Annotated in this window: 14 protein-coding genes; 6 read left to right on the top strand and 8 right to left on the bottom strand. The window is 71.6% G+C overall.

Annotated elements, in window-relative coordinates; translation table 11 throughout:
• Positions 1–4: 4 nt before the first annotated feature.
• A complete protein-coding gene (locus AB0I03_RS02000) occupies positions 5–619 on the bottom strand; it encodes a cellulose binding domain-containing protein (protein WP_360404888.1) in 615 nt (204 codons plus the stop codon).
• Positions 620–807: 188 nt separating this feature from the next.
• Here AB0I03_RS02000 and AB0I03_RS01995 point away from each other — a divergent pair, with 188 nt between their 5' ends.
• Together AB0I03_RS01995 and AB0I03_RS01990 are read left to right on the top strand one after the other, a co-directional pair.
• Positions 808–1,749, top strand: a complete 942-nt coding sequence (locus AB0I03_RS01995; protein WP_360404885.1) for an NADP-dependent oxidoreductase — start codon at positions 808–810, stop codon at positions 1,747–1,749.
• Positions 1,750–1,801: 52 nt separating this feature from the next.
• Positions 1,802–2,599: a class I SAM-dependent methyltransferase gene (locus AB0I03_RS01990; RefSeq protein ID WP_360404882.1), complete on the top strand. Its 798-nt coding sequence runs from the start codon at positions 1,802–1,804 to the stop codon at positions 2,597–2,599.
• A gap of 9 nt (positions 2,600–2,608) precedes the next feature.
• Here the strand turns inward: AB0I03_RS01990 and AB0I03_RS01985 are convergent, their stop codons facing one another.
• The 5 genes from AB0I03_RS01985 to AB0I03_RS01965 all read right to left on the bottom strand — a co-directional run bounded on the left by AB0I03_RS01985 (position 2,609) and on the right by AB0I03_RS01965 (position 5,485).
• Positions 2,609–3,154 carry a hypothetical protein gene (locus AB0I03_RS01985; protein WP_360404879.1) on the bottom strand — a complete coding sequence of 182 codons (546 nt, stop codon included), beginning with the start codon at positions 3,152–3,154 and terminating at the stop codon, positions 2,609–2,611.
• Positions 3,155–3,266: 112 nt separating this feature from the next.
• Entirely contained in the window at positions 3,267–3,710 is a 444-nt protein-coding gene (locus AB0I03_RS01980; RefSeq protein ID WP_360404876.1) for an SRPBCC domain-containing protein, read from the bottom strand.
• A gap of 12 nt (positions 3,711–3,722) precedes the next feature.
• The gene (locus AB0I03_RS01975; RefSeq protein WP_360404873.1) at positions 3,723–4,076 is read right to left on the bottom strand and encodes a metalloregulator ArsR/SmtB family transcription factor; all 354 of its coding nucleotides are present in this window, start codon (positions 4,074–4,076) and stop codon (positions 3,723–3,725) included.
• Entirely contained in the window at positions 4,073–4,528 is a 456-nt protein-coding gene (locus AB0I03_RS01970; protein ID WP_360404870.1) for an SRPBCC domain-containing protein, read from the bottom strand. Before AB0I03_RS01970 ends, AB0I03_RS01975 begins: the two co-directional genes overlap by 4 nt.
• Positions 4,529–4,633: 105 nt before the next feature.
• Entirely contained in the window at positions 4,634–5,485 is an 852-nt protein-coding gene (locus tag AB0I03_RS01965) for a helix-turn-helix transcriptional regulator (RefSeq protein ID WP_360404867.1), read from the bottom strand.
• Positions 5,486–5,653: 168 nt separating this feature from the next.
• Between AB0I03_RS01965 and AB0I03_RS01960 the strand changes: the two genes are divergently transcribed.
• Positions 5,654–6,427, top strand: coding sequence for an SDR family oxidoreductase (locus AB0I03_RS01960; protein ID WP_360404864.1), 774 nt, complete (start codon positions 5,654–5,656; stop codon positions 6,425–6,427).
• Between the two features lie 136 nt (positions 6,428–6,563).
• Positions 6,564–7,508: an aldo/keto reductase gene (locus AB0I03_RS01955; protein ID WP_360404861.1), complete on the top strand. Its 945-nt coding sequence runs from the start codon at positions 6,564–6,566 to the stop codon at positions 7,506–7,508.
• A gap of 57 nt (positions 7,509–7,565) precedes the next feature.
• Here the strand turns inward: AB0I03_RS01955 and AB0I03_RS01950 are convergent, their stop codons facing one another.
• Positions 7,566–7,997 carry a hypothetical protein gene (locus tag AB0I03_RS01950; RefSeq protein ID WP_360404858.1) on the bottom strand — a complete coding sequence of 144 codons (432 nt, stop codon included), beginning with the start codon at positions 7,995–7,997 and terminating at the stop codon, positions 7,566–7,568.
• A 231-nt stretch (positions 7,998–8,228) separates the two neighbouring features.
• Here AB0I03_RS01950 and AB0I03_RS01945 point away from each other — a divergent pair, with 231 nt between their 5' ends.
• Entirely contained in the window at positions 8,229–10,700 is a 2,472-nt protein-coding gene (locus tag AB0I03_RS01945; RefSeq protein WP_360404854.1) for a helix-turn-helix domain-containing protein, read from the top strand.
• Positions 10,701–10,918: 218 nt separating this feature from the next.
• Here the strand turns inward: AB0I03_RS01945 and AB0I03_RS01940 are convergent, their stop codons facing one another.
• Positions 10,919–12,043, bottom strand: coding sequence for a hypothetical protein (locus tag AB0I03_RS01940; RefSeq protein ID WP_360404851.1), 1,125 nt, complete (start codon positions 12,041–12,043; stop codon positions 10,919–10,921).
• A 218-nt stretch (positions 12,044–12,261) separates the two neighbouring features.
• On the opposite strand from AB0I03_RS01940, the gene AB0I03_RS01935 reads away from it, so the two are divergent.
• Entirely contained in the window at positions 12,262–12,768 is a 507-nt protein-coding gene (locus AB0I03_RS01935) for an RDD family protein (RefSeq protein WP_360404848.1), read from the top strand.
• The last annotated feature ends 18 nt before the right edge of the window (positions 12,769–12,786 follow it).

The raw sequence follows: 12,786 nt of genomic DNA, 5'->3' as shown, positions 1-12,786 counted from the left end.
ACGATCAGACCGGCGTGCAGGGCACCGTCGCCGGGATCTCGTAGCGCCCCTGCACGTCGGCCTGGAAGCTCGCGTCGACGCTGTCGCCCGCGTCGAGGGCCGCGTTGAGCAGGATGTCGCCGTAGCGCTCGCCCTCGATGTGGGCGAGCCCCCAGGTCGCGGTCACGCTCAGGTGCTCGATCCCGATCAGGACCTCCCACCCGTCGACCGGGTCGGTGCCGGTGTTGGCGATGGTCACGGTGACCGAGACCGACTCGTCCCACTCGTTGTCGAGCGTCAGCGAGGCCGTGCACTGCGGGCCGCTGAGGACCGCTTCCGTGGTCGCCGCCGGTTCGCTCGCGGCCGCGCTGCTCGACGCCGCTTCGGAGGGCGAGGCCGAGACGGTGGGGGAGGCCGGCGCCGGGGCGCTGCTCGCAGGGGTCTCGGCGACGGGCGCGGCGTCCTCGGTGGTGGTCGTCTCGTCGTCGAACCGGGCGAGGTCGGGGTCGTGGTCGTCGCGGAGCGCGCTGAACTGCCAGATCGCGGCGGCGGAGGCGAGGACGGCGACCGCGATGAGGACCAGCATGAGGCGGCCGTGAATGCGCCCGCGGCGCACGGCGCGGTTCATCCATGGGCGCATGGGGAACTCCTCCGGGCAGGATCGGGTTTGCGGGGTTTGCGGCCTATGGGCAGGGCGCGGGACTCTATTGTGTAGAGCCAGGGAGCAGAGTACCTGAGATGCGGTGTACGAGGCCCCGCGCGCAAACCTGAACCGCCTGGACCGCGCCGGTGGCCGGTGCGGTTTCGGGCCGAACCGAAGGGATGTCCATGCGTGCCGTCGTAGTCACCGATTTCGATACCGAGCCGAGGCTGGTCGAGCTTCCCGTTCCCGAACCGGGCCCCGGCGAAGTGCTCGTGCGCCTCGCCGCGGCCGGGGTGAACCCCTTCGACTGGAAGGTGGTCGAAGGCGCGATGCGGGGTTCGGTCGAGCACGTCTTCCCGCTCGTGCTCGGGTCGGACGGCGCCGGCACGGTGGAGCGGGTCGGCGAAGGCGCGGACTTCGCGCCCGGCGAGCGGGTCTTCGGCCAGTTCATGGACGTGCAGCACGGTCGCGGCTCCTACGCCGAGTACGCGGTCGCCAAGGCCGCCAAGCTCGCCCGGATGCCCGCGGGGCTCCCGTTCGACACCGCCGCCGCACTGCCGACCGCGGGCGCCGCGGCGCACGACTTCGTGGAGGGCACCGGGATCGGCCCCGGCTGCACGCTGCTCGTCAACGGCGCTTCGGGCGGTGTCGGCCAGGCGGCCGTGCAGCTCGCCGCCGCGCAAGGCGTGCGGGTCATCGGCACCACCGACCCCGACACCGCGGGGTACCTGCGCGAGCTCGGCGCGGCCGAGACCGTCGACTTCACTCAGGGGCCTGCTGCCGACCAGGTGCGCCGCGCCCACCCCGACGGGATCGACGCCATCGTGGACCTCATCTCCGGTCCCGGCGAGATCGAGCCGATCGCGGCGCTGCTCAAGCCGAACGGGGTGATCGTCTCCTCCAACGGCGCGGTCGACGACGAAGTGCTCGCCACGCTCGGCCTGCGCGGCGCGAACCTCTACGCGAACGCCCGGCCGGCGACGCTCAAGTCCCTCGCCGAGGCGGTCGAGCTGGGGCAGCTGCGGCTGCGCATCGACTTCGCAGTCCCGCTCGAGGAGGCCGCGGACGCCCTGGCGCGCTTGATGGCGGGCAAAGCCCGCGGCAAGACCGTGCTCCTCATCGAATAGCCCGAACCAGGGCGGGCCCGGCGCTGCTGCGCGGCCGGTACGCTCGATGACTATGTCGGACAACGCCGAACGCCTCGCCCGGCTCGCCCGCGCCTGGGACGAGGCCGCCGCCGGGTACGAGGAGTACTTCGTCCCGCGCTTCGCGCCCTGGGTCGCGCAAGCGGTCTCGGCCGCCATCGACGCGGACCTCCCGGAGGGCCCGGTCCTCGTGCCCTGCTGCGGGACCTTCCCCGAGCTCGACCTGCTCATCGAGCGCTGCCCCGGCCGCGAGATCGCCGGCATCGACCTCTCCCCGGGCATGATCGACCTCGCCCGCGAGCGCGCGGCGGACCGCCCGCTCGTCAAGGCGATCGTGGGCGACGCCCAGACGCTGGACCCGCACTGGTCCGGCCGGTGCGCCGCGGTCGTGTCCGTCTTCGGCCTCCAGCAGATCCCCGATCCCCTGGCGGCCGTCCGCTCCTGGCTCGACGCGCTGCGCCCGGGCGGGCGCCTCTCGATCGTCTTCTGGCCCGACACCACCGAGACCGAGGGCCCGTTCGCGCTGGCCGCCGAGGTGGTGCGGGCGAGCCTCCCGGCGTTCGACGACTCGCGCTGGGAGGACGAGCTCGCCGCGGCCGTGACGGACCACGGCGCGACCCTGGAACGGGACGAGCTGCCGGCCTTCCCGATGTCGCACGCGAGCGCCGCCGCGTACTTCGATGCGAGCGCCCGCTCCGGTCCGCTTCGCGCCCTGGCGATCTCGAGGGGCGACGCCTTCATGGACCGCCTCCGCGCGGCGTTCCTCGCGAAGGCCCCGGCGGGCGAATGGCACCACCGCCCGCACGCCCGCCTGGTGACCGCCCGCCGATGAGGGGCCCGGTCAGCCGGGGAGGCGGCCGTTGAAGGCGGTCTGGAAGTAGAGGTGCTGCTCCATGTGGGCCACATACCGCGGGTCGGCGGCCTCGATGGTGAAGCGGGCCTTCTCGCCGCCGGGTTCGCTCTCGATCGTGAAGGACGCGATGATCGCGGCGGCGCGGCGCAGGAACTCGTCGCCCTGCGGTTTGAGGACGAGGCAGTGGTACCCGTCGGCGCTGCGGTCGGAGCCGTCGAGGCGGCCGGCGTAGTGCTCGGCCGCTTTCACTCTGGGCTGCACGGGCTCCTTGGTGGCCGGGTCGAGGAGGTGGCCCTCGTCGTCGGTCCAGACCTGCTTGCCGAGGAAGAGTTCGAAGCACTCCTCGAACTCCTTGGCGGTGCTCAGGTCGAGGGCCATCGTGCCGAAGCCCTGGAACCAGGCGTCCATGAGCAGCTGCAGCCCGAACTCGGCCCCGCGCGGGAACCGGGTGCCGCGCCCGAGGCGGCTGGTGAGCTGGCCGTCGACCCTGGTTCCCTCACGGCCCCAGGTCAACACCTCGAAGATGGTCCTCATGGTCGCGAATCATATCCAGTAGGGGCAAATCCGTCATCCACCGCTACCGGTCGGTTACTCACGGGTAGCAAGGAGCGGGGAGGGCCGCAGCCCTCCCCGACGCCGCTGCGTTCTAGCCCCAGTTGTCGATGTGCACGTCGTGCGGGTAGGGCTCGCCCTTGCCGGACTCCAGGAGCCGCTTGAGGCTCATCATGAACACGCCCCACTTGGTGCTGCAGTGGTGCATGAACTCGATCGGCTCGGCCCACCCTTCGTGCTTGAACAGCACGAGCGTGTAGTCGCCGTCGCGGCGGATCTCGAAGCGGACCTTCGTGCCGATCCACTCGTCGGGGCCGCCCACGACCTCCCAGAGGACGCGTTCGCCCGGCACGAGCTCGACGACCCGCATGTCGAACCCGTCGTCCTTGAACCGGAACGAGATCACGCCGCCGACCTCGGTGCCGCCGGTGGTCTGCTCGGTCCACCAGCCGGCCAGCCCGTCCAGTGTGGTGAGTGCTTCGTAGGCCTGCTCGGGCGTCGTGTGCTCGGCGCCGATGCGGTGCAGGATGTCGACCATGTCCTTCTCCTTCTACTGATCGTTCGGTGTCTCTTGCTTCTGCTTCTCGATGGTCTCGGCGAGGCGCTTGATGCGCTGGAGCCGGGAGTCCCAGGAGGACCCGACCTCTTCGAGCTGGGCGACGGCGCGCGCCAGCTGGGTCTCGTCCACGCGGAAGTGCTTCTCGCGTCCGGCGGTCGCGGCGTGCACGAGGCCGACGCGGTCGAGGACGGCGAGGTGCTTGGCGACGGCCTGCCGGGTGACCGGCAGGTGCTCGCTCAGGCTGGTGGCCGTGCCGGTGCCCGCGCTGAGCAGCAGGTCGAGCATCCGGCGGCGGGTCGGGTCGCCGATCGCCGACCAGAGGTCGTCGTCGACCGCGGTGCTCATCGCCCGGCCCCGACCTTCTCCGCGTACGGCACCAGGCGCGGCAGGAAGTAGTCCCAGCCGCTCACGTGGTCGGCGTGCTCGGCCGCGACCTTGGCCTCGGCCCAGCCGCGTTCGCGGAAGCCGGTCTCGGTCATCTTCAGGAGCGTGCCGGTGCCGGCGGGCTCGAGTTCGAAGACGACGAGGTAGGAGTTGCCGCGGGCGGCCGCCTCGCCTTCGGCGTGGGTCCACCGGAACGAGAAGTGCCGCGGCGGCATCGCGTCGACCACGGTGACCCGCTGCCAGTCGATGTCGGCGTCGCCCTGTCTGAAGCCGATGCGGCCCTCGCCGTCGGAGCCGAACTCCGCCTCGTCGGACCACCACTCCTTGAGGTGCGCGGGACTGCTCACCACGTCGAAGACCACCTCGGGCGAGGCCTCGATGCGGATCTCCCGCTCGATCGATCCGAATTCCATGATCGCCACCTTTCGCAATGTTTGGTTGCACATAACGCTACCGCAATCGGCGAGTACGCGCAACCATTCGTTGCTTAAAGTTGGATCTGGGATCGAACCGCCAGGTCAGGGACGCTGCATGGCCGGGGCGGTCCAGCTGTCGAGCAGGCGCAGCGCCTCAGCGCTCTTCGAGCCGGGCTCGACGTTGTAGACGCACAGCGACTGGTCGGGGTCGTCGGGGAGCGCGAAGGCCTCGTAGGCGAACTCCAGCTCGCCGACCAGCGGGTGCGCGTAGCGCTTGGTCCCGTGCGTGCGCCGCAGCACCTCGTGGTCGTTCCACCAGGTGCTGAACTCGGGGCAGCCGAGGGTCAGCTCGCCCACGAGATCCGCGAGCTGCCGGTCCTCGGGGTGCCTCCCGGCCTCGTATCGCAGCACCGCCACGTTGTCGCGGGCCATGGTCTCCCAGTCCAGCACCAGCTCCCTCGCCTCCGGCGCGAGCAGGCTCCACCGGGCCATGTTCCGCTGCTTCGCGGGCATCGCGTCGAAATCGGCGATCACGGCCTTCGCCAGGCGGTTCGCGGCGAGCACGTCCATGCGCCTGCCGATGATGAACGCCGGCACCGACTCCAGGCTCTGCAAGGTCAGCAGCAGCCCCGGCCGCACCCGCTGCGCCGCGATCGGCCCGCGCCTGCGCGGTTTCCGGCGACCGGCCAGGTCAACGAGGTGGTCGCGCTCGGCCTGGTCGAGCCGCAGCGCCTCCGCCAGCGCCTCCAGGACCTCCGGCGAGGGGTTCGCGGCCCGGCCCTGCTCCAGGCGGGTGTAGTACTCGACGCTCATGTTCGCCAGCCGCGCCACCTCGTCGCGGCGCAGCCCGGGGACGCGCCGGACGCGCCCGTCGTCGGCCAGGCCCGCGTCCTGCGGGCTCACGCGGGCCCGCCTGGTGCGGAGGAAGTCCGAGATCTCAGCGCGTCGGTCCATGCCCTCAATCATGCTCGCGGTGCGGACGGCTTTCAGTGCCGAGGGTGGTACTGGCGGGGCCAGTCACGAGAGGGACTTTTTAGCACGGGTTTCCGGGCCCGACCGGTGCTGTAGTTGATCGCAGGACGAATCAACCGTCCTGAACGCCAAGCACACCGAAGGAATGACATGTCCACTGTGAACACTACTCTGCCGCTCGCGAACCGCGTCGCCGTCATCACCGGAGCCTCCAGCGGCATCGGCGAGGCCACCGCCGAACTCCTCGCCGACCGCGGCGCGACAGTAGCCCTCCTGGCCCGCCGCGCCGACCGCCTCAACGCCCTCGCCGCACGCATCGAGCAGCGCGGCGGCACCGCGCTCGCCCTCCCCGTCGACGTCACCGACGCCGACGCCCTCAAAGCCGCCGCCGAACGCGTCGCCACCGAACTCGGCACCGCCGACCTGCTGTTCAACAACGCCGGCGTCATGCTGCCCTCGCCCGTCAACGAGCCGCGCTTCGACCTGTGGCAGCGCCAGATCGACCTGAACATCACCGGCCTGATGAACGCCATCGGCGCCTTCACCCCGCAACTGATCAAGGCCGCCGCGGACAAGGGCGTCGCCGACCTGATCAACACCTCCTCGATCGCGGCGACCGGCGTCTTCCAGAACTTCGCCGTCTACACCGGATCGAAGGCGTTCGTCTCCCACGCCACCCGCAACCTGCGCGCCGAGCTCAGCCCCCAGCGGGTGCGCGTCGCCGCCATCCAGCCGGGCATCGTGATGACCGAACTGGGGGACCACGTCACCGACGAGGCCGCCCTCGCCTGGCTCGACGCCGAGCGCGCGGCCTACGAGGTGCTGGAGTCCGCCGACATCGCCGAGGCAGTGGCCTTCCTGGCGCAGCAGCCCGCCCGCGTCAACATCCCCGAACTCACCGTCATGCCCACCGGACAGGTCTAAACCACTCCCGGATTTCCAGACGATCGTTCGCGAACGCGGGTACGGCCCCCGGGACGCGTGGCACGATTGCCGTCGGAGCACAACGGCAGCAGGACGCCACGCGTCCCGGGAAGCACAGACAGCACGGAGGTTCGACATGGCCAAGCTCGGCAGGACCGACATTGAGATCCACCCCATCGTCCTGGGCACCAACACCTTCGGGTGGAACACCGAGGAGGCCGAGGCGCACGCCGTCCTCGACGCGTTCACCGCCGCCGGCGGCAACCTCATCGACACCGCCGACTCCTACTCGGCCTGGGCCCCGGGCAACTCCGGCGGCGAATCCGAGACCGTCATCGGCACCTGGCTCGCCAAGAACCGCCACAAGCACCTGCTCGTCGCCACCAAGGTCTCCCAGCACCCCCAGTTCAAAGGCCTGGCCGGACCCAACGTCAGGGCCGCCGCCGAAGCCTCCCTCAAACGCCTCGGCGTCGAAGCCATCGACATCTACTACGCCCACTTCGACGACCACGACACGCCGCTCGAAGAGACCGTCTCGGCCTTCAACGACCTCGTCACCGCCGGCAAGATCCGCCACATCGCGGTCTCCAACTACAGCCCCGAGCGGGTCCGCGAATGGCTCGACATCACCGAGCGGATCGGCGCGGCCCGGCCGGTCGCCTTGCAGCCCAAGTACAGCCTCGTCAGCCGCAGCACCTTCGAGCCCGGCCTGCGCGACATCGCCGTGGCCGAAGGCATCAGCGGCCTCCCGTACCACGCGCTCGCGTCCGGCTTCCTCACCGGCAAGTACCGCACCGAGGCCGACCTCAAGCAGAGCGTCCGCGGCGACGCGGCCGCCAAGCACCTCAACCCGTCCGGCCTCGCGATCATCGAGAAGCTCGACCGGATCGCCCAGGCCCGCGGCGTCGCGATCGCCTCGGTCGCGCTGGCGTGGACGCGCACCCGGCCCGGCATCGCCGCGCCGATCGCGGGCGCGCGCACGGTCGACCAGCTCGGCCCGCTCCTCGCCTCGGCCGAACTGGAGCTCACCCGCGACGAGTCGGACGAGCTCACGGCGCTCTCGGACGTCATCGGCGCGTAGGCGATCAGCCGAACGGGGCGGTCGGGGTCTTCCCCGGTCGCCCCGGCTTCTTCGGCGCTACTTCGGCGTGTCCGCCACTTCGATGTCGAAGTTGAAGGTGTCGCCTTCGATGCCGGTCACGGTCATCTTGACCTCGTACTCGTCGCCGTTCGCCGGGTCGTTCAGCGTGCAGTAGATCTCCCGGTCCACGTAGACGTGGTGGTCGAGTTCGCCGCAGTCGATGTCGGGCCGCGATCCGATCACGGGCTCCAGCGCGTCCTCGGCGGCCGTGGCGACCTTCTCGGCCTCGACCATCAGGCTCAGGTCGATAGATTCGGAAGGCGAAGCGGAGGGCGCCTCCGTGGGCGTGGCGCTCTCGACCGTCGCCGGCGCCTCCGCCGGCTCCTCGGACGACGGGTCCTGGTCCGTCTCCCCGGTGATGATGCTGCAGGCGGAGAGGCCCACGGCCATGACGGCGAAGGGAACGAGCGCGAGTCTGCGGATGGGCACAGTGTGGCCTTTCGTCGGGAGGATCGGAACGGGCCGGCTCGCGGCGGACTCGGCGACTCCCGAGTCCGGGCTGCGGCGGCGCCGAGACCCAGTCTGCGTCCGTGAAGTGCGATTGACGAGGCGGAAGACCGGCGGGAAAGCGGCGGGAACGCACTGAGGGCCGCCGCCCGCCGCAGCGCGGGCGCACGCCGCCTGCATCGCCCGCCCGCTGTTCGGACCTATCATGGCGATATGCCCGATCACGTGTCCGACGACCACAGCAGTCTCCGGCTGCTCCGGCAGGGGGCGATGATGACCCAGGAGGAGCTCGCCCTCAAATCGGGCGTCGGCACCCGCACCATCCGCGACATCGAATCGGGAAAGGTACGGCCGCAACCGAAGACCGTACGGCTGCTCGCGCAGGCACTGGGTCTGGCCGGGCACGAGCAGGCACTGCTGACCCGCGTGAGGGACCCCCTCACGGTGGTGCCCCGCGAACTGCCGAGGGCGCTCAGGGCGTTTGCCGGCCGCGGTGACCACCTGGACGCGATCACTGCCGCGGTCGACAACGGCGCCGCCGTTGTCGCCGTGTACGGCATGGCCGGCGTCGGCAAGACCTCCCTGGCGGTGCGGGCCGCCCACACCCTCGCGCCCCGCTACCCCGACGGGCAGCTGTTCATCGACCTCCACGGCTTCAGCCAGGCCGCCGGACCCCGCCCGGGCCTGCGGTCGGTGCTCGCCCGCGTGGTGCGCGGCCTCGACGTCGCCGAGCGGGCGCTGCCCGACGACATGGACGAGCTCACCGCCCGCTACCGCAGCGCCCTCGCCGACCGCCGCGTGCTCCTCGTGCTCGACAACGCAGTGAGCGCCGACCAGGTCGAGGCGCTGCTCCCGGGCACCTCCACGAGCCTCGTGCTGGCCACGAGCCGCCGCGACCTGTCCTCTGTGGCAAGCGCGCACCCGGTGCCGCTGGAGCCGCCGCCGATGCGCGAGGCCGTGGCGATGATCGGCGCCGCCCTCGCCGACCGGATCACCACGGACGAGGCCGTCGCGATCGCCGAACGCTGCGGGCGGCTCCCGCTGGCGATGGGTCTCGCCGCCGCCCGCCTGCACAGCCGTCCACTGTGGCAGGCCGAGGACCTGCTGGACCGCCTCGCCGACGAGGACCGGCTCCTCGACGAACTCGACATGGGCCACCGCGGCGTCGCCGCCGCCCTGCGCGCCTCCTACCTGGAACTCGACCCCGACCACCGCCGCCTGCTGCGGCGCCTCGGCCTCGTCCCCGGTGACGACGTGGACGCCCACGCCGCCGCCGCGCTGTGCGGCGGCGACCCCGAGCAGGCCACGGCCATGCTCGAAGCGCTGGTCGACGTCCACCTCGCCGAGACCCGGTCGTCCGGACGCTACCGCCTGCACGACCTGGTGCGCCGCTTCGCGACCCGCCTCGCCGCGCTCGAAGAGGCCAAGGCCGACCTCGACGAGGCCCTTCAGCGGATGCTCGGCGTCTACCTCCACTTCGCCTACCACGCGGCCGCCCGGCTCCACCCGAACAAGCGCCGGTTCACCGAAGGCGCCGCCGCCCACGACAAGGGCCTCCCCGGCTTCGCGGACCAGCCCGCCGCACTCTCGTGGTTCCAGACCGAACGCGGCAACCTCGAAGCCGCCGTGGTCGCCGCGGCCCGCGCCGACCGGCTCGACGAGGCCTGGCACCTCGCCACGGCCTTCAACGCGTTCTTCGTCCACGACCCCGACACCGACCTCGGCGGGCGCATGCGCGACAGCCCGCACACCGCGGTCAACCGCATCGCCCTCGACATCGCCCACCGCACCGGCGACACCCGCAAAGAGGCCTTCACCCTCGGCGACGCGGGACGCCAGCTCGTCGCGGCCGGCCGCCACCGGGAGGCGATCGACTACCTCCACCGCTCCGTCGCCCTCAAGCGCGACCTCGGTGAGTTCGGCGATGCCGCACTGACTTTGGCCAACATCGGCATCCTCTACCGCCGGTCCGGCCGGTTCGAGGAGTCGATCGAGGTGCACGAAGCGGCACTCGCGCAGGCGGAAGCGGCGGGGGACGCCGCGGCGGCGGCGCTCATCAGCACGAACATGGTCGTCCCGATGCTGCGGCTCGGGCGCTTCGCGGCGACCGAACGCCGCCTCGCTGCGGCCGAGCGGCGGCTGGACGCCGGCGACGAGCACAACCGGATCCGCATCGAGGTCTTCCGCGGCGTGCTCGTACGCGAACTCGGCGACCCGGCCAAAGCCGCGGACATGCACACTGCCTGCCTCCGGGCGTACCGCGGCGATGGGGCCACGGCCGACGTGACCGCGACCCTCATCGAACTGGGCGTCGACCTGCTCCGCGCGGACCGGGCGGGCGAGGCCGCGACCCGGCTCGAACGGGCGGTCGAGGACGCGGTGCGGCTCGCCGACCCGTCGCTGGAGCGCACCGCCCGCAACGACCTCGGCCGCGCGCTCGCCGCCTCGGACCGGCTCGATGCGGCGGTCGCCGAACACGAACACGCCGCGGCCCTCGCCACCTCCTATGAGGACACCTACGAACTGGGGCGGGCGCACCACGGCCTTGCCGATGCCGCAGCCCAGCGCCGCGACACTGCCGGAGAACTGCGCCATCTGCGTTGGGCCGCTGAGGCGTACGCGGAGTGCGGCGTGCCCGAGGCCACGGTGGTCGCCGAGCGGATGGATCAGGTCCGGCAGCGCTGAGCACGAGCGAGCACGCCGGGTCCCGACCGCATCGACCTGCTGCCGGGGCACGCTTCTACCGCCGACCCGCCGACCCGCCGACCCGCCGACCCGCCGACCCGCCGACCCGCCGACCCGCCGACCCGCCGACCCGCCGACCCGCCGACCCGCCGACCCGCCGGAGCCTCCGGACGCAAATGCCCGCCCGGCGCATGGCCGGGCGGGCACTGCTTCGAGGGTTAAGCGCAGGTCCAGGTGACCGCCTGGTGCATCTCCCTGCCGTTCTCGTAGCCGGAGACGGCCCAGCCCGCGATCAGGGTGCCGTCGGCGCTGATGGCTTCGGCGTTGTCGTAGTTGAGGTTGCGGGCCGGGTCGATCAGTCCGGGCAGCTCGACGACGGTGCCGTCGGTCGCCTGGTAGGCCGCGGTCGGGGTGTTCCAGACGTGGCCCACGACGGTCCCGTCGGGGGCGACCGCCACGGTTTCCTCGTACCAGCCGAGGTCGGTCATCTCGACGGTCCCCGTCTTCAGGTTCCAGCGGATGCCGGGCGCGTCGATGCCGGGGGCCTCGAGGGCGCCCGAGACCCAGTCGCCGTTGATCTCCATGGGGTACGCGTCGGCGTCGGCGAGTTTCACGCCGGGGGGCATCGGCAGCTTCTTGACGGTGCCGTCGGCAGACCAGATGTAAGGCTTGGTGTCGCCGCTGGTGTCACCGTCGAGGGTGACGTGCCCGATGACCCGGCCGTCGTTGGCGATCGCGGTGGCGGTGCCCCAGATGGCGTTCGTCGGCAGCGCCAGCCTGGTCGGGTTGGTGGCGCCCGCCCGCCAGACGGTCGGGCTCGGCAGGCCCGTGTTCGGATTGTTGGACTCGCCGGCGATGTCGCCCCGCTCGTTGATGCCGTATGCGTACCCTCGGCCGCCGAGCAGGCGGGTGAGTGCGCCGTCGCGCCAGACGTACGGCCGCGGGACGTCGTTGACGAACGCGAACCCGACGCCGACGCCCTTGGAGTTGACGTCCGCGATCTCCTGCCATTCGCCGGGCATCGGCACCTCGGTGACCTCGCCGTCGGCGTACAGCAGCGGCTGGTGGACGGAACCGGTCGCAGGGTCGCTGTAGTCGAACGGCTCGGCCTGGTAGGCGATGACCGAGCCGTCGCGGCTCATACCGGTGACCTTGGCGGACTGGAAGAGGTCCGCGGGGATCGGGAGGGTCTCCAGCGTGCAGGCCTGGGCAGTTGCAGGGCTGGTCTCGGTGGCCGAGGCGAACTGAGTCGTGAGCACGGTGGTCGCCGCGACCGCCGCGATGGCGGTGGCCGCCGCCAGTGCTCTGCGGGACTTGAAAGCTCGTGCCACGGTGAATGCCATGGTTACGGTGTCCTCCATAGGGGGTCGGTTGGGCGGTCCCGTCTGCGTGGTCCGCCGTCAGGGTCACTATGCATCCGGTCCGGGCGGTTTGCGAGGCGGAACACCGGCGGGATAGCGGCGGGATTGCCGCACTGGACCACTCGGCGGCGATCACGTTGCAGGTCACGTGGCATGGACCGTGGCGGCGGCGCTCGCCTTCTGGCGCTAGTCTGCCTGCCATGGCAGCACCGAAGATCCAGACGTTCGGCAACGGCACGCCTTATGTCCCCGCAGGCGGATGGGCGCTGATGTTCACCTGGCTGATCGACTTCGTGGTGTTCGTGCTCGGTTTCGCGGTCGCCTTCATCGTCTTCGTGGTCGCCGACCAGTCCCGGCCGGAGGCGCAGCAGATCTCCGCCGGGGGAGCTGTGATCATCGCGCTCGTCCTGCTGTTCGCCGTGCCGCTCGTGTACGGCCTCTGGTACCGGAACGGCCGCGCGCTCGGCGCCGTGTGCACCGGGACCCGGCTGGTGCGGACCCGCGACGGCGGCCGGATCGGCGCCAAAGGCCCGTGGGCGATGCTGGTGCGCACCATCCTGCTGCCGCTCCTGATCGCCGCGGTGGTGCTCGGCGGCGGCCTCGGCCCGGGCGGGGAGCTGCCGCGGACCAGCATCGACGTGGAGCGGACCCGCCGGCTGCACGCGGAGGGCTACCCGCTCACGCCGCGGGACGCCTCTCGGACCTGAACGTGCATCCGGACGCGG

Origin of the sequence: Glycomyces sp. NPDC021274 (assembly GCF_040641195.1) — a bacterium.
GTDB lineage: Bacteria > Actinomycetota > Actinomycetes > Mycobacteriales > Micromonosporaceae > Glycomyces.
This window is presented reverse-complemented; position numbering and strand designations above follow the sequence as displayed.